Origin of the sequence: Agrobacterium deltaense RV3, assembly GCF_900013505.1 — a bacterium.
GTDB classification, from domain to species: domain Bacteria; phylum Pseudomonadota; class Alphaproteobacteria; order Rhizobiales; family Rhizobiaceae; genus Agrobacterium; species Agrobacterium leguminum.
The window spans coordinates 447385-462202 of sequence record NZ_LT009745.1; the positions used below are offsets into that span (position 1 = coordinate 447385).

A 14818-nucleotide genomic window follows, 5' to 3' on the forward strand; every position below is an offset into this window, starting at 1 on the left:
TCGCGACTTAAGGCATTGCTATTGCTGAAAATCAGAAATATGCAATAATGGTGCAGTATATGAAGTTTCTGTCGTGAGATTGCAGATGTCCTCTATCCACGCGGACCATTTCCCGCCCCTCGCGTTCGGCGCGTTCGTGCTGATAGTCTTCCTGTGGGTGAAGTGGGAAAGCTTTATCCGGCCGATGTTCATTCCCCGTGTGGAAATAAAACGAATAGTCGACGAACTGGTCCAGCAACATGAAGAACGCGCCGCAGAAATAGCCTGCATGGAGGAAGATCGCGCTTGGCGATGTTCGCAGAACTTCGAGCAGGGCAAATGGCGGCGGGTACGCCAAGAGCTTAGGCGGCGGAAAGCACCTTAATTAAAGATGCTCCCGATTATCCGTATTCTGCTCCGCCCGGTCCCGATAAAGCGCAGCGCGCCCCAGCAGCATCAGGGAAACCGGCGTCGTCACCGTCATGAAAATGCCGATGAAGATTTCGTGGAAGGCGAAACGGTCGCCGGAGACGGAAAAATAGATGATCGAGGCCATGACGATGCCGCCGGTGCCCCAGCTGGTGCCCAGTGTGGGCGCATGCAGGCGCTCATAGAAGCTGTTGAGCCTGGCAAAGCCGATGGTGCCGATCAGTGTCAGCGAGGCGCCGAGCAGGACGAAGAAGGCCACGGCAATGGCGGCCCAGAGGGGAAATTCGTGCGCCTCGCTCATTCGATCACCTCCCCGCGCATCAGGAATTTGGAAAGGGCGACGGTGGAGACGAAGCCGAGGATGGCGATCAGCAGCGATGCCTCGAAATAGATGTCATTGCCGGTGCGCAGGCCGAAGGTCAAAAGAAGCAGCATGGCGTTGACATAGAGCGTATCCATGCCCAGCACGCGGTCCTGCGCGCGCGGGCCAATGGCGATGCGATAGACCGAGATCGCCATGGCGATGGCGAGCATGAACTGCGCCAGCGAAAAGGACCAGAAAAGGATAATCGAACTCATTCGAATATCTCCATCAGCAGTTTTTCATAACGGTTCTTGATGAGGCTTATCCAGGCTGCCTCATCCACATCGTCGAGAACGTGAAGCAGCAGCGTGCCCTGGCTGGAATTATATTCGAGCCATGCGCTTCCCGGCGTCGAGGTCAGGATCGTCGCCAGCACCGCAAGCGCCATCGGGTCGCGAATATCGAGCGGCACGGCCAGGAAGCCGGATTTGCGGTCCCTCTCGCGTTTGAACAGGATGATCTTCACGACCGAGAGATTGGATCTGACAATATCGTAAAGCACGATCAGGATCAGTTGCACCAGCCTGTGCCAGTTGCGGATGCGCGGCTTGGCGGGCCGGAGCGACGCCATCGCCCAGGAGGCGACAAGCGCAACCCCGGTGCCGAGCAGCAGATGCCCCGGCGAAAAGCTGTTGATCGTCATCCAGAAGAAGATCAGCGAGACCGTCAGCAGCGGGTAGGGCAGGACACGGCTTATCATGGCTCTGCCTCCGGGTTGCTGCCCGCTCGGGGTGCGGAAATGACGCCCTGAATATAGCTCGCCGGCAGATCGAGAATACGTGCCGTTTCCTGCATGTATCGCATCACCGGTCCTGCCTGCACGGTCATGGCAAGGGTCAGTCCGAGCAGCAGCATCACGGGGGCGATTTCGATGACGAGCACGCGCGGCACGGTGCCTTCGATGGAGGCCCAGAAGGTGCGGATGCCGGCGCGCGTCATCGAGATCAGCGAGGCGAAACCGGCAAAGACGATCAGGAAGACCAGCCACCAGGAAAGCGTCGAGACGCTGTCATTGGCGCCAAGGCCCGAAGGGTTGAGAATGGCGGTCAGCATCGAGAATTTGGCGATGAAGCCCGAAAGCGGCGGCAGGCCGGCCAGAAGAATGCCACAGGCGGCAAAACAGGCGCCGAGCACCGCCATGGTGGCAGGCATGGTCACGCCGACCTCTTCTTCCTCTTCTTCCTCCTCACCTTCGCCATAGGCCTCCATGGTCACGGCCAGAACGTTTGCGCCGGCATCCTGTCCGCGTTCCACCAGTTCGATCAGCATGAAGAAGGCGCTGATGGTGAGGGTGGAGCTGACCATGTAATAAAGCGCGCCGGCCGCAACCGTGGGATTGCCGGTGCCCATGGCGGCGAGCAGCGTTCCCGACGAGACGAGAACCGAAAAGCCGGCCAGCCGCCCCAGCGCCTGCGACGCCAGAACGCCGATGGCCCCGAAGATGATGGTGGCGATGCCGCCGACCAGCAGGGCATCATGGCCGAAACCGGCCGATTCCCCGGCCGTCTGTCCGAAAAGCAGGAAGGACAGGCGGGCGATGACATAAATCCCGACCTTGCTCATGATGGCGAAGAGCCCGCCCACCGGGGCCGATGCCGCGCCATAGGCGGAGGGCAGCCAGAAATTCAGCGGCCACATGCCGGCCTTGACCAGAAAGGCGATGCCGAGGATGGCCGAGCCGGTTTCCAAGAGCATGCGCTGATCGGGGTTGAGGCCCTCGATGCGATGGGCGAGATCGCCCATGTTCAGCGTGCCGGTAACGCCATAGATGAGGCTGACGCCGATCAGGAAGAACAGGGCGGCGACGAGGTTGATGGCGATATAATGCAGCCCGGCCTTGACGCGCTGCTGGCCGGAGCCGTGCAGCAACAGACCATAGGACGCGGCCAGCATCACTTCGAAGAAAACAAAGAGGTTGAAGAGGTCCCCGGTCAGGAACGCGCCGTTGACGCCCATCAGCATCATCTGGAACAGCGAATGGAAATGCGCGCCCGACCTGTGCCACTTCGCCATCGAATAGATCAAGGACGGGATGGCAAGCAGCGCCGTCAGCAGCACCATGAGGCCCGAAAGACGGTCGGCGACGAGCACGATGCCGAAGGGCGCCGGCCAGTTGCCGAGCAGATAGACGCCGCTCGAAACCACGGCGGCGATCTCGGTATTGACCGTCGAGTTGACCTCGCGGAACAGCAATATGGCGACCACCAGCAACAGCACGGTCGAGGTGAGGCTGATGGCGGCTTTCGCCACGCGCTGGCGCTCGTCGAAGAACAGCAGAAAGGCCGCGGTAATCAGCGGCAGCAGGATAGGCGCGATGACGATGTGGAAGGGGAACGACATCATTTCGTCTCCCTCCCATCCACATGGTCGGTGCCGGTGAGGCCGCGGGCGGCAAGCAGCACGACAAGGAACAATGCGGTGGTGGCAAAGCCGATGACGATGGCCGTCAGCACCAGCGCCTGCGGCACGGGGTCGGCAAGCGTGGAGCTGTCGACGCCGTTGACCAGCACCGGCGGCGCATTGGTCTTGATGCCGCCGACGCCGAAGATGAAGAGGTTGACGGCGTAAGACAGCAGCGAAAGTCCGACGATGACCTGATAGGTGCGCGGGCGCAGCACCAGCCAGACGCCGGAGCCGGTCATGATGCCGATGCCGATGGCGAGAATGAGTTCCATTACACGTCCTCCGCTTTTGCGGCTTCAGGCGTGCGAACGCGGTAGTTACGCAACGATTGGTGTGCCAGTGCGATCAGGATAAGAACAACGGAGCCGACGACCAGCGAGAAGACGCCGAGGTCGAACAGCAGGGCGGATGCCGTCGGCATTTTGCCGATATAGGGTATCTCCGTATACTGGAAATAGGAGGTCAGGAACGGGTAGCCGAAATACCAGGAGCCGATACCCGTCGCCGCCGCCATCAAAAGGCCGAAACCCATCCAGCGCAGCGGCAGGATGCGGATGCGGTCCTCCGCCCAGCGTGCCCCGCCGGCAAGATATTGCAGCAGGAAGCCTATGGCCATGGTGATGCCGGCCGCAAAGCCGCCGCCCGGCAGGTCGTGCCCGCGCATGAACAGGAAGATCGAGAAGGTGATGATGACCGGGAACATCCACTGCATCACGATGGACGGCACATAGAGATAGTCGCGAACCGTATCGCCATTGCTGCGGTCCGGCCGTTCGGCATCGAAGGCGTTCTGCATCTGCTGCTGCTCTGGCACCCCGATGCTTTCATGGGCGGGGCGGAAACGGCGAAGCAGCGCAAAGACCGTGAGCGCCACGATGGCCAGCACCGCGATTTCGCCGAAGGTGTCGAAGCCACGGAAGTCGACGAGGATGACGTTGACGACATTGGTGCCGCCGCCTTCGGTATAGGCGCGTTCGAGGAAATAGGTCGCAATCGCGTTCGGCACAGGCAGCGTCATCACGGCATAGGCGATGACGGACATGCCGATACCGCTGCCTGCGGCGAGCAGGAAGTCGCGGGCGCGCCGCAGCTGCGCCGGCAGCTCATCGCTGCTGTCGACCTTCTCGACGCGTTTCGGCAGCCATCTGAGGCCGAGCAGGATGAGAACCGTGGTGACGATTTCCACCAGAAGCTGGGTGATGGCCAGATCCGGCGCGGAAAGCCAGACGAAGGTGAGGCAGGTGACGAGGCCCGAGACGCCGAGCATGACGAGCGCGGCGAGGCGATGATATTTCGCCTGCCAGGCCGCACCCATGGCCGCGATCATGCCGATCAGCCAGAGAATGGCGAAGATCGGATCGAAGGTCGTGACGCGCGGCAGCGACAGGGAAAAGTCCGAAAGGAAGAGAGGCGAGAAACCGGCAAGAAGCGCCACAAGGATAAGAAGCCTCAGCTGCGGCTGCAGACGCCGCGTGCCGAGCGTGCTTTCCAGCCACCGCGCCCATTTCCAGGACACGGTGACGAGAATGCGCTCGAAGATGCGCTGTCCACGCAAATGCCGGAAGACCGGCGGGCCGTCGTCGCAGCGCGAGAAATAACCGCCGAGCAGGGCATAGATCGTAACCCCGCCGATCAGCGCCGCGATACTCATGATCAGCGGCAGGTTGAAACCGTGCCAGATCGACAGGCTGTAGACCGGCGTTTGCGCACCAAGCACTGAAAGCACGGCCGAGTGCAGGAACGGGCCGATGGAGAGGCTCGGAACGATACCGACGATCAGGCAGGCGAAGACGAGGAATTCGATGGGGAAACGCATCCAGCGCGGTGGCTCGTGCGGATGCGGGTTCGGCAGATCGACGGGCTTGGGGCCGAAGAAGACCGTATGGATGAAGCGCAGCGAATAGGCGACGGCAAATGCGCCCGACAGCGTCGCGACATAGGGCAGGGCCCGGTCCAGCAGCGAGTCGGCATGGGTTTCAACGGCCTCGGCAAAGAACATTTCCTTGGAAAGGAAGCCGTTGAACAACGGCACGCCGGCCATGGCCGCACTTGCCGCCATGGCGAGCGTCGCGGTTGCGGGCATATAGGTATAAAGCCCGCTTAAGCGCCGCATGTCGCGCGTGCCCGTCTCATGGTCGATGATGCCGGCCGCCATGAAGAGCGAGGCCTTGAAGGTGGCGTGGTTGACCATGTGGAAGATGGCCGCCACCGCCGCAAGCGGGCTGCCGAGGCTGAGAAGCGTGGTGATGAGGCCGAGATGGCTGATGGTGGAATAGGCGAGCAGACCCTTGAGGTCCTGCTGGAACATGGCGAAATAGGCGCCGAGCAGCAGGGTTATGATGCCGGCCGCGCCCACGAGCCAAAACCATTCCGGCGTGCCCGCCAGCACGGGCCAGAACCGCGCCAGCAGGAAAACCCCGGCCTTCACCATCGTGGCTGAATGCAGATAGGCGGAAACGGGTGTAGGCGCCGCCATGGCGTTGGGCAGCCAGAAATGGAACGGAAACTGCGCGCTCTTGGTCAGCGCGCCGCCGAGGATGAGGATGAGCGCGGGCACGTAGAGGGAATGGGCGCGGATAGCCGCACCCGCCTCGATGATCTTGTCGAGATCATAGCTTCCCGCCATATGGCCGAGGATCAGCAGGCCCGCCAGCAGGCTGAAGCCGCCGATGCCGGTCACGGTCAGCGCCATGCGTGCGCCGTCGCGCGCACCGGCGTTCTGATGCCAGTAGCCGATCAGCAGGAACGAAAAGATGCTGGTCATTTCCCAGAAGATCGACAGCAGGATGACGTTGCCGGAGAGCACCACGCCAAGCATCGAGCCCATGAAGGCGAGAAGGAAGGCGAAGAAACGGGGAATCGGGTCTTCGGCCGACATATAATAACGCGCGTAGAGCACCACCAGCAGGCCGATGCCGGTAATGAGCATCGTGAAAATCCACGCAAATCCGTCCAGCCGCAGGGTAAAGTTCAGGCCGAGCTGGGGCAGCCATTCCACATCATACTTGAGAACCGCGCCGCCGCTGACGCTCGTATAAAGAAAAATGCTGCTGACAAGGCCGAAAAGGGCGACTGCGCCCGCAACGGAGGCGGGACCGGCGGCCGCACCCTCGCGCGGCATGAAGGCCGTCAGAAGCGCGCCAACGAAGGGCAATGCGACAATGAATGGAAGAATGGTTGCAAGTGTCATATGCGGCGGCGGTTTTCTCTCTGGAATGGGAGCCTACGGCGGGTTTCCGACGACTCCGATCCCTCAAGGTTCGCAATGAACCGAATGATGAGGACCGCCGGAATGACTAATACATAATATGCGGAGGCGCGCGTGGAACCACGCTGGCAAAGTCTCGGAAAGCTTGTGGCACGATGGCAACAGCAACGAGCGAGACGTCGGCATTATCCCTGAGGCTTGGCGTGGGTGAGGCAAACGCGTCCAGGCGAAGGCCTGAACCGGCATCGCCGGTCCTGCAGCCGAAATCATTGCCGCTATCGCAATCCTTTTGGCGAAGAGAAAGGGAACGGCCCGGATCGACGCTCTGCAATCGTTCGAGACGGCTGGTTTTGGAAAGGGGCTTGACGCCGGCCGGCGCCTGAAAGCCGATCATGACCAGCAGGCTCGCGACCACGAGACCGATCAACACTTGCGGATGGCGCCTTGAACTGCGGCTTTTCTCCATCCATGGCAAGTTGGCATCTCCTTGATCGTAAAGGTCTCTTTAAAGCATCACCGTTGAGCGAATATCCTGTTGATTTGTTTTAGGGGAAGCCGGACATGCTTGTCCAGCGCGCATGCGGGAAAAACCGCCCGCACCGTCCGATTCCTTTTCGTTTTTGCCCGTTTGCGGCAAAGTGAGGGCGGCATTGGCTAAAAGCTTTTACAAATTTTACCGTTTGACGCCGACGCCTGTGTTTCTTAACTTTCAAGCAAGGAATTAACCATAAAGATTGATGGTATTTCCACGGCGGAATGGGGTTCTCTCCCCTTCCAGGCATGACGCCGCACTGCCGTACCGGTGCCGATCCGGTATTTTCGTTTCTTGGTTCAAGAAGGTCTGGCAAGCGTCGATGCCGCATCGTCCGCGATGGGTATGTTCGTTCAAAAATCCCCTTAGGGTGCTGGCGTTCTGAACCTTGGCCAATTTGGCCGGGTTTTACCGGCCGTCATGTTGTTGGGGACGTCGGTTGGGGCAGGATTTGCCATCAGATCAAGCGCGCAGATCGGCAGGCGGAAGCCTGGCGGGACGGTTGCGTTTTGCCGGCCTCGACGAAACGCAATCCGATTTCCTGCGCAGCTATCGCAGCATGCTGGAGCCTTACGTCAAGGCCGGCCTGCGGGACGTGATGACCCGTTTCCAGTCTATGCCGGACTGTTCTCCGTCTTTCGAAAGCGAAAACCAGCTCGACCGGCTGCACGATCTGCAATCCTCGCATTGGAGCGTTCTGACCGATGCGCGTTTCGACGCGCTCTATGCCGAGCGGGTGAAGGTTCTTTCCGACAATGCCAGCCGCATGGGGCTCGATCCGCGCTGGCAGATCGCCAGCCACGCGGTGGTTCTGGAACATCTCGTCGGCGGGCTGGTGGCCGAACACGCGCCGCGCTCCATCCTGCCCGGCAACCGCAAGAAAACCCGTGAACTGGCGGAAGCCGTCAAGAATGTCGTCCGTCTGGTGATGGTCGATACCGAAATCGCTGTCTCGTTGCGCTTCAACGAATTGCGCGTGCGCCATGGCCGCGAACTGGCGGAACAGCGCGACAATGACCGCTCGGAAGCGGCGAAGTTGCTGGGCACAGCGCTGACGGCCTTTGCCGCAGGCGATTTGCAGGCCCGCATCGGCGGCGAAGTGCCGGAAGCCTATCGCGATGTTGCAGCGTCCTTCAATACGGCCCTGGAAACGATTGGCGCATCGCTGATCGCGGCGCAAAACAGCATCGGCGAGGCCGAGGCGCTCGGCGCGCGCTTTGCCGATATGGGCCGCTCCATGGCCGAGCGCTCCCGCCAGCAGGCCGAAGCCCTTGCCGAAACCTCACGCGCCATCCAGACGATGATCGGGAACGTTGCTGAAAACGGCGCGCGCATATCGGCTACGGAAACGGCTGTTTCCCGCGCCCGCGAGGCGGCGGTCGAAAGCGGCAAGGCTATCGGCGAGGCGATTGACGCCATGTCGGATATCGAACAATCCGCCGAACAGATCGGCAGGATCATCGGCACGATTGACGAGATCGCTTTTCAGACCAACCTTCTCGCTCTCAATGCCGGCATCGAGGCGGCGCGCGCGGGTGAAAGCGGACGTGGTTTCGCTGTCGTCGCGCAGGAAGTGCGGGCGCTCGCCCAGCGTTCCGCCGATGCTGCAAGGGAAATCAAGAGCCTTGTCGGCACCACCAAGACGCAGGTCGAGGGCGGCGTGCGTATGGTCAACCGCACGCAGGATGCAATCGGCGGTGTCGTCCGGCAGGTCTCTGGCATCAACGACATGATCGCGGAAGTCTCCCGGCATACGGCCGAGCAGGCCGGCGAACTGCAATCGGTTGCCGCCGATATGGGTGAGCAGCAAAGGCAGGCCGACCGGAACACCGTCGATATCAGCGCGAGCGCCTCCGAGGCGGACGCGCTTCAAACCGTCATCCTCGAACTCGGCCGCACCATCCGCGAATTCCGCATTGCCCGTCAGGGGCAGGCGAGAGCGGCCTCCGGTGCGGACCGGCAGGACACTTCATTTATGGCCCGTGGGGATAATCGCACGGATTACGGCCAGGATTACCAACAATTCAGACGTCAGGGAGTCATGTAATGGCAGCCAGAAAAGCAGCTGAGGCGACGCTGAAACTGTCACCGGTGCTGGATCTCAACGAAGCATCGGCCCTGCACGGCAAGCTGATGACGTTGAGGGGAGCACCTTTGTCGGTAGATGCGTCCGAGGTGGAGCGTATCGGTGCGCTTTGCGCCCAGGTCCTTATGGCCGGCGCGAAATCCTGGGAAGAGGATGGCAAGCCCTTCGGTTTTGCCAGGGTGTCCGATGCATTCGACAAGACGATGAAACTGATAGGCGTCGATATTGACCATTTGCTCCCCAAGGAGATGCAAAAGTGAAGAAAAAAGTTCTTACCGTGGATGATTCCCGGACGATCAGGAACATGCTCCTGGTCACGCTCAACAATGCCGGTTTCGAAACCATTCAGGCTGAAGACGGCATCGAGGGCCTCGAAGTGCTCGAGCAGAGCAACCCGGATGTCATCGTGACGGACATCAACATGCCCCGTCTCGATGGTTTCGGCTTCATCGAGGGTGTACGGCGCAACGAAAAGTATCGTGCGATCCCGATCCTCGTCCTGACGACCGAAAGCGACGCAGAGAAGAAGAACCGCGCCCGTCAGGCCGGTGCGACGGGCTGGATCGTCAAACCGTTCGACCCTGCGAAACTCATCGATGCCATTGAACGCGTAACCGCCTGATACGGGACATTTCACGATGGATATGAACGAAATCAAGGAAATCTTTTTCCAGGAGTGCGAAGAGCAGCTCGCGGAACTGGAATCGGGGCTTCTTAAATTGAATGACGGCGACCGCGATCCGGAAACCGTCAACGCCGTTTTCCGTGCCGTTCATTCCATCAAGGGCGGGGCGGGTGCCTTCGGTCTCGATGATCTCGTGGCCTTCGCCCACGTTTTTGAAACGACCCTCGACTGCGTCCGCTCCAACAAGCTGGAGCCGACACAGGATGTTCTGAAAGTCATGCTGCGCTCCGCCGACGTGCTGGCGGACCTGACCAATGCGGCAAGAGACGGCGGCAGCGTCGATGAAAGCCGCACCCGCGGCCTCGTCAAGGAACTGGAAGCGCTGGCAAACGGCGAAACCGTGCAGGTCTCCGCGCCTGTGGCAGCGCCGGCCGCAGTCAAGGCGCCGCAACCCGTCGCACCCAAGCCGACGGATGAGAGCGGCTTCGAGCCGATCCCGTTCTCCTTCACGGACTTTGCCGACGAAACCACGCCGCTGATGGAAGCGCCGTCCTTCCAGATCACCTTCAAGCCGCATGCGTCGCTTTATTCGAAGGGCAACGAGGCGGCACTTCTCCTGCGCGATCTTTCGCGCATCGGCGAAATGAGCATCAATTGCGACATGTCGGAGCTGCCTTCGCTCGACAAGCTCGATCCTGAAGCATCCTATCTCTCCTGGACGGTTTCGATTGCGACCGACAAGGGCGAAGAGGGCATCCGCAGTGTCTTCGAATTCGCCGAATGGGATTGCGATCTGGAAATCGTGCCGGTTGTTTCGGATGCCGCAGACGACGCGGAAGAGCTTCCGATGATCCCGGTGCCGTTCGATCTTTCGGCCCTCGATAGCGGACCGGAAGAGCAGCCCGCTGTTGAAACCGCCACGGCTGAAGCGTCCTACGTTGCCGCAGCCGTCGAAACGGCAGTTGCGACGACGCAGATCGCCCAGAGCGTCAATGCGGCAATCGAAAAGCGTGAAGCTGCGGCAGCGCCTGCCGCAGCCCAGGCGAACGCCAACGCTGCCGCCAATGCCAGCGCCGGCCAGACCATCCGCGTCGACCTCGACCGTGTCGACCGCCTGATCAACCTCGTCGGCGAACTCGTCATCAATCAGGCGATGCTCTCGCAGAGCGTCATCGAAAACGATGCGAGCGGCACCTCCGCCGTCAATATGGGCCTCGACGAGCTGCAGCAGCTGACGCGCGAAATCCAGGATAGCGTCATGGCCATCCGCGCGCAGCCGGTGAAGCCGGTGTTCCAGCGCATGTCCCGTATCGTCCGCGAAGTCGCCGACATGATCGGCAAGCAAATCCGCCTCGTCACCGAAGGTGAGAACACGGAAGTCGACAAGACGGTCATCGACAAGCTGGCCGAACCCCTGACGCATATGATCCGCAACGCCGTCGACCACGGCATCGAAACGCCGGAAAAACGCGAATCGGCGGGCAAGAACCCGGAAGGCACCATCAAGCTTTCGGCCAAGCACCGTTCGGGCCGTATCCTGATCGAGCTTCAGGACGATGGCGCGGGCATCAACCGCGAGCGCGTTCGCCAGAAGGCAATCGACAACGACCTCATCGCCGCTGATGCGAACCTGACGGATGAAGAGATCGACAATCTGATCTTCGCGCCGGGCTTCTCCACCGCCGACAAGATTTCCGACATTTCCGGCCGCGGCGTTGGCATGGATGTGGTCAAACGCTCCATTCAGGCGCTTGGCGGCCGTATCAGCATCTCCTCGCGCCCCGGCCATGGCTCGACCTTCACCATGAGCCTGCCACTGACGCTCGCCGTTCTTGACGGCATGGTGGTGACCGTTGCCGGCCAGACGCTGGTGGTGCCGCTGACGGCAATCGTCGAAACCCTGCAGCCGGAAGCGAAGAACATTCATTCCTTCGGCGCGAACCAGCGGCTGATCTCCATCCGCAACTCCTTCTGCCCGCTGGTCGACGTCGGCCGCGTGCTGAACTTCCGCCCGACCCAGGCCGATCCGGTCGAAGGTGTCGCCCTTCTGGTGGAATCGGAAGGCGGCGGCCAGCGCGCCCTGATGGTCGACGCGATCCAGGGCCAGCGCCAGGTTGTCATCAAGTCGTTGGAAGCCAACTATACCCATGTTCCGGGCATTGCCGCCGCCACCATCCTCGGTGACGGCCGCGTTGCGCTCATCCTGGATGTCGATGCCATCGTCAGCGCCTCGCGCGGACAGCCCCTGAAGCAGGAAATGTCGCTTGCGGCGACGGGTTGAAAGCGGATCATCCATGGCAGCACTTAATTTCAGCGATCAGCGCCAGTCTCCCGACGAGGTTCTTGCCAGCGGCGAATACCCGCTGACGAGACGCGACCTGTCGGAAATCGCGGCGATGATCTATGCCGATGCGGGCATCTATCTCAACGACACCAAGGCGTCGCTGGTCTATTCCCGCCTGTCCAAGCATATCCGCAATCTCGGCCTGTCGGGTTTTCGCGAATATTGCGCATTGGTGTCCTCGCCGGATGGCGCGCAGGCGCGGCGCGAAATGCTGTCGCACCTGACGACGAATTTCACCCGCTTCTTCCGCGAGAACCACCATTTCGAACATCTGCGTGACGAGGTCCTGCCGGGCCTCATCGCCCGGGCGAAGAGCGGCGGGCGTGTCCGCATCTGGTCGGCCGCCTGCTCGGACGGGCAGGAGCCCTATTCCATCGCGCTTACCGTGCTTGCCATGTTCCCGAATGCGGCGGATTACGATTTCAAAATCCTGGCGACGGATATCGACCCCAAGATTTTGGCGCAGGCCCGGGCAGGGGTCTATGATGACAATGCGCTCGAAACCGTGTCTCCCGCCATGCGCAAGCAATGGTTCACGGAAGTCGATGCCGGCGGTCGCCGCAAGTTCCGCATCGATGACAAGGTCAAGCGCCTCATCACCTTCAACGAGCTGAACCTGATGACGCAATGGCCCTTCAAGGGCAATTTCGACATCATCTTCTGCCGCAACGTCGTCATCTATTTCGACGAGCCGACGCAGATGCGCATCTGGTCGCGTTTCGCAGGGTTGCTGCCGGAAGGCGGCCACCTTTATATCGGCCATTCCGAAAGAGTGTCCGGCGACGCCAAGAACCAGTTCGACAATACCGGCATCACCACTTACCGCTTCATCGGTCACGCATCCGGGAGGAAGGCATGAGCGCACTCGCACGGGTACTCGTCGTCGATGATAGCCCCACCATGCGCGGCCTGATTTCGGCCGTCCTCAAGGCCGATCCGGAGGTCGAGGTGGTCGGGCAGGCCGGCAACGCCATGGAAGCGCGTGCCGCCATCAAGCAGCTCAACCCCGATGTCGTGACGCTCGACATCGAGATGCCGGAGATGAACGGCCTCGAATTTCTCGAAAAGATCATGCGCCTGCGGCCGATGCCGGTCATCATGGTCTCATCGCTCACCCATCGCGGTGCGGATGCCTCGCTCGCCGCGCTTGAAATCGGCGCTTTCGACTGTGTCGGCAAACCGGCGCCGGGTGATGCGCGCCCCTTCGGCGATCTTGCCGACAAGGTGAAGGCCGCCGCCCGCTCGCAGCATGCCGCTTACCGCGCGGCGCGCCCGGAAGCTGCCGCCGCGCCGCAGCCGACCCCAGTCAGCGAATATCGGGCCGGCCGCAAGGTCGTCGCCATCGGTTCCTCCACCGGCGGTGTCGAAGCGCTGATCGCCGTGCTGCAAAAATTCCCGGCCAACTGCCCGCCGACCGTCATCACCCAGCACATGCCGCCGACCTTCACCAAGAGTTTTGCCGAACGGCTGAACCGCATCTGCGCCCCCGTGGTGGAAGAGGCGACAGACGGTGCACGTCTGCAAACCGGCAAGATCTATCTTGCGCCGGGCGGCGAGCGCCATTTGCAGATCGCCAACCGGTCCGCACCCTGCTGCCGGCTTGTCGAGCGTGATCCCGTCAACGGCCATCGCCCCTCCGTCGATGTGCTGTTCGATTCGGTGGCCGAGCTTGCCGGCCGTAACGCCGTCGGCGTCATTTTGACCGGCATGGGCCGCGATGGCGCAGCCGGGCTGTTGAAGATGCGTCATGCCGGCGCGCGCACCGTCGGCCAGAACGAAAAAACATGTGTCGTCTACGGCATGCCCCGCGTGGCCTATGAACTTGGCGCCGTGGAACAGCAACTCCCGCTGGCCTCCATCGGCGAAGAAATCCTGAAACTAACCACTGCCCGTAAAGAAGGTGCTGACTAATGTCTCTCGCAGAAAAGATCAAAGTTCTGATCGTCGACGATCAGGTGACCAGCCGGCTGCTCCTCAGCGATGCGCTGACACAGCTCGGCTTCAAGCAGATCACCGCCGCCGGTGACGGCGAGCAGGGAATGAAGATCATGGAGCAGCAGCCCCATCATCTCGTCATTTCCGATTTCAACATGCCGAAGATGGACGGTCTCGGTTTCCTGCACGCCGTCAGGGCCAACCCGACGACCAAGAAGGCCGCCTTCATCATCCTCACCGCGCAGGGCGACCGCGCGCTGGTGCAGAAGGCAGCCCAGCTCGGCGCCAACAACGTGCTGGCCAAGCCCTTCACGATCGACAAAATGCGCGCTGCCATCGAGGCGGTTTTCGGATCGCTGAAATGATTGAAGCTGCGGCCAAGCGCGTACATATCATTCAGGGCGAGTATAAGGTCGTCAGCGATCCCGATGTGGTGCTGACGACGATACTCGGTTCGTGCGTGGCCGCCTGTCTGAGAGATCCCGTTGCCGGCCTGGGAGGCATGAACCACTTCCTGCTGCCGGGAACGGGAAATGTGACCGGCGGAGATGCGACGCGTTACGGCGTGCATCTCATGGAGCTCCTGATCAACGGCCTCCTGAAGCAGGGGGCACGGCGCGACCGGCTGGAAGCCAAGGTTTTCGGCGGCGCGAAGACGATTGCCAGCTTCTCCAATGTCGGTGAGCAGAATGCCATCTTCGCCATGCAGTTTCTGAAGGATGAAGGTATTCCGGTCTTGAGCTCCTCCACGGGCGGGGACCACGGACGAAAGATCGAATTCTGGCCGGTCTCCGGGCGCGCGCGTCAGCATCCGCTCAGCGGCGCGGAAACCCAAAAGACGGTTGCCATGGAAACGCGTCCGGTGCCGGCCCCCAAGCCAGTCGCCAACGACATCGAATTTTTCTAGTCACGG

At 61.2% G+C, this 14818-nt stretch carries 16 protein-coding genes; 9 read left to right on the top strand and 7 right to left on the bottom strand.

Annotation, left to right across the window (positions count from 1 at the left end):
- Positions 1-85 precede the first annotated feature (85 nt).
- Positions 86-364 (top strand): hypothetical protein, encoded by a 279-nt coding sequence (locus AGR7B_RS02270; protein ID WP_080855938.1) that lies wholly within the window; start codon positions 86-88, stop codon positions 362-364.
- On the opposite strand, the gene mnhG is transcribed toward AGR7B_RS02270, so the two are convergent.
- The 7 genes from mnhG to AGR7B_RS02305 all read right to left on the bottom strand — a co-directional run bounded on the left by mnhG (position 365) and on the right by AGR7B_RS02305 (position 6849).
- Positions 365-709 carry a monovalent cation/H(+) antiporter subunit G gene (mnhG, locus tag AGR7B_RS02275; protein ID WP_003522773.1) on the bottom strand — a complete coding sequence of 115 codons (345 nt, stop codon included), beginning with the start codon at positions 707-709 and terminating at the stop codon, positions 365-367.
- Entirely contained in the window at positions 706-987 is a 282-nt protein-coding gene (locus tag AGR7B_RS02280; RefSeq protein ID WP_078051276.1) for a K+/H+ antiporter subunit F, read from the bottom strand. Before AGR7B_RS02280 ends, mnhG begins: the two co-directional genes overlap by 4 nt.
- Positions 984-1472 (bottom strand): Na+/H+ antiporter subunit E, encoded by a 489-nt coding sequence (locus AGR7B_RS02285; protein ID WP_162934021.1) that lies wholly within the window; start codon positions 1470-1472, stop codon positions 984-986. The genes AGR7B_RS02280 and AGR7B_RS02285 overlap by 4 nt, the downstream gene beginning before the upstream one ends.
- Entirely contained in the window at positions 1469-3115 is a 1647-nt protein-coding gene (locus AGR7B_RS02290) for a monovalent cation/H+ antiporter subunit D (protein ID WP_162934022.1), read from the bottom strand. Before AGR7B_RS02290 ends, AGR7B_RS02285 begins: the two co-directional genes overlap by 4 nt.
- On the bottom strand, positions 3112-3447 hold the full coding sequence (locus tag AGR7B_RS02295; RefSeq protein WP_020810384.1) for a Na+/H+ antiporter subunit C: 336 nt from the start codon (positions 3445-3447) through the stop codon (positions 3112-3114). Before AGR7B_RS02295 ends, AGR7B_RS02290 begins: the two co-directional genes overlap by 4 nt.
- Positions 3447-6365 (bottom strand): monovalent cation/H+ antiporter subunit A, encoded by a 2919-nt coding sequence (locus AGR7B_RS02300; RefSeq protein WP_080855940.1) that lies wholly within the window; start codon positions 6363-6365, stop codon positions 3447-3449. Before AGR7B_RS02300 ends, AGR7B_RS02295 begins: the two co-directional genes overlap by 1 nt.
- A gap of 106 nt (positions 6366-6471) precedes the next feature.
- A complete protein-coding gene (locus AGR7B_RS02305; protein WP_078051275.1) occupies positions 6472-6849 on the bottom strand; it encodes a hypothetical protein in 378 nt (125 codons plus the stop codon).
- A gap of 505 nt (positions 6850-7354) precedes the next feature.
- On the opposite strand from AGR7B_RS02305, the gene AGR7B_RS02310 reads away from it, so the two are divergent.
- The 8 genes from AGR7B_RS02310 to cheD are packed head-to-tail and all read left to right on the top strand — an operon-like array spanning position 7355 to position 14812.
- Positions 7355-8962 carry a globin-coupled sensor protein gene (locus tag AGR7B_RS02310; RefSeq protein ID WP_425352578.1) on the top strand — a complete coding sequence of 536 codons (1608 nt, stop codon included), beginning with the start codon at positions 7355-7357 and terminating at the stop codon, positions 8960-8962.
- On the top strand, positions 8962-9261 hold the full coding sequence (locus AGR7B_RS02315) for an STAS domain-containing protein (protein ID WP_003503483.1): 300 nt from the start codon (positions 8962-8964) through the stop codon (positions 9259-9261). The genes AGR7B_RS02310 and AGR7B_RS02315 overlap by 1 nt, the downstream gene beginning before the upstream one ends.
- Positions 9258-9623 (top strand): chemotaxis response regulator CheY1, encoded by a 366-nt coding sequence (cheY1, locus tag AGR7B_RS02320; RefSeq protein ID WP_003493773.1) that lies wholly within the window; start codon positions 9258-9260, stop codon positions 9621-9623. Before AGR7B_RS02315 ends, cheY1 begins: the two co-directional genes overlap by 4 nt.
- Positions 9624-9639: 16 nt before the next feature.
- A complete protein-coding gene (locus AGR7B_RS02325; protein WP_080855942.1) occupies positions 9640-11907 on the top strand; it encodes a chemotaxis protein CheA in 2268 nt (755 codons plus the stop codon).
- 13 nt (positions 11908-11920) lie between these two features.
- On the top strand, positions 11921-12829 hold the full coding sequence (gene cheR, locus AGR7B_RS02330; protein ID WP_080855943.1) for a protein-glutamate O-methyltransferase CheR: 909 nt from the start codon (positions 11921-11923) through the stop codon (positions 12827-12829).
- A complete protein-coding gene (gene cheB, locus AGR7B_RS02335) occupies positions 12826-13881 on the top strand; it encodes a protein-glutamate O-methylesterase CheB (RefSeq protein WP_080855944.1) in 1056 nt (351 codons plus the stop codon). Before cheR ends, cheB begins: the two co-directional genes overlap by 4 nt.
- Positions 13881-14270: a chemotaxis response regulator CheY2 gene (gene cheY2, locus AGR7B_RS02340; RefSeq protein ID WP_003503467.1), complete on the top strand. Its 390-nt coding sequence runs from the start codon at positions 13881-13883 to the stop codon at positions 14268-14270. Before cheB ends, cheY2 begins: the two co-directional genes overlap by 1 nt.
- On the top strand, positions 14267-14812 hold the full coding sequence (gene cheD / locus AGR7B_RS02345; protein ID WP_003522762.1) for a chemoreceptor glutamine deamidase CheD: 546 nt from the start codon (positions 14267-14269) through the stop codon (positions 14810-14812). The genes cheY2 and cheD overlap by 4 nt, the downstream gene beginning before the upstream one ends.
- The last annotated feature ends 6 nt before the right edge of the window (positions 14813-14818 follow it).

What these genes read in the sequence shown, in the direction of transcription:
- AGR7B_RS02270 (WP_080855938.1), top strand. Translation starts at nt 86, where the DNA reads ATGTCCTCTATCCACGCGGACCATTTCCCGCCCCTCGCGTTCGGCGCG.
- mnhG (WP_003522773.1), bottom strand. Translation starts at nt 709, where the DNA reads ATGAGCGAGGCGCACGAATTTCCCCTCTGGGCCGCCATTGCCGTGGCC.
- AGR7B_RS02280 (WP_078051276.1), bottom strand. Translation starts at nt 987, where the DNA reads ATGAGTTCGATTATCCTTTTCTGGTCCTTTTCGCTGGCGCAGTTCATG.
- AGR7B_RS02285 (WP_162934021.1), bottom strand. Translation starts at nt 1,472, where the DNA reads ATGATAAGCCGTGTCCTGCCCTACCCGCTGCTGACGGTCTCGCTGATC.
- AGR7B_RS02290 (WP_162934022.1), bottom strand. Translation starts at nt 3,115, where the DNA reads ATGATGTCGTTCCCCTTCCACATCGTCATCGCGCCTATCCTGCTGCCG.
- AGR7B_RS02295 (WP_020810384.1), bottom strand. Translation starts at nt 3,447, where the DNA reads ATGGAACTCATTCTCGCCATCGGCATCGGCATCATGACCGGCTCCGGC.
- AGR7B_RS02300 (WP_080855940.1), bottom strand. Translation starts at nt 6,365, where the DNA reads ATGACACTTGCAACCATTCTTCCATTCATTGTCGCATTGCCCTTCGTT.
- AGR7B_RS02305 (WP_078051275.1), bottom strand. Translation starts at nt 6,849, where the DNA reads ATGGAGAAAAGCCGCAGTTCAAGGCGCCATCCGCAAGTGTTGATCGGT.
- AGR7B_RS02315 (WP_003503483.1), top strand. Translation starts at nt 8,962, where the DNA reads ATGGCAGCCAGAAAAGCAGCTGAGGCGACGCTGAAACTGTCACCGGTG.
- AGR7B_RS02325 (WP_080855942.1), top strand. Translation starts at nt 9,640, where the DNA reads ATGGATATGAACGAAATCAAGGAAATCTTTTTCCAGGAGTGCGAAGAG.
- cheR (WP_080855943.1), top strand. Translation starts at nt 11,921, where the DNA reads ATGGCAGCACTTAATTTCAGCGATCAGCGCCAGTCTCCCGACGAGGTT.
- cheB (WP_080855944.1), top strand. Translation starts at nt 12,826, where the DNA reads ATGAGCGCACTCGCACGGGTACTCGTCGTCGATGATAGCCCCACCATG.
- cheY2 (WP_003503467.1), top strand. Translation starts at nt 13,881, where the DNA reads ATGTCTCTCGCAGAAAAGATCAAAGTTCTGATCGTCGACGATCAGGTG.
- cheD (WP_003522762.1), top strand. Translation starts at nt 14,267, where the DNA reads ATGATTGAAGCTGCGGCCAAGCGCGTACATATCATTCAGGGCGAGTAT.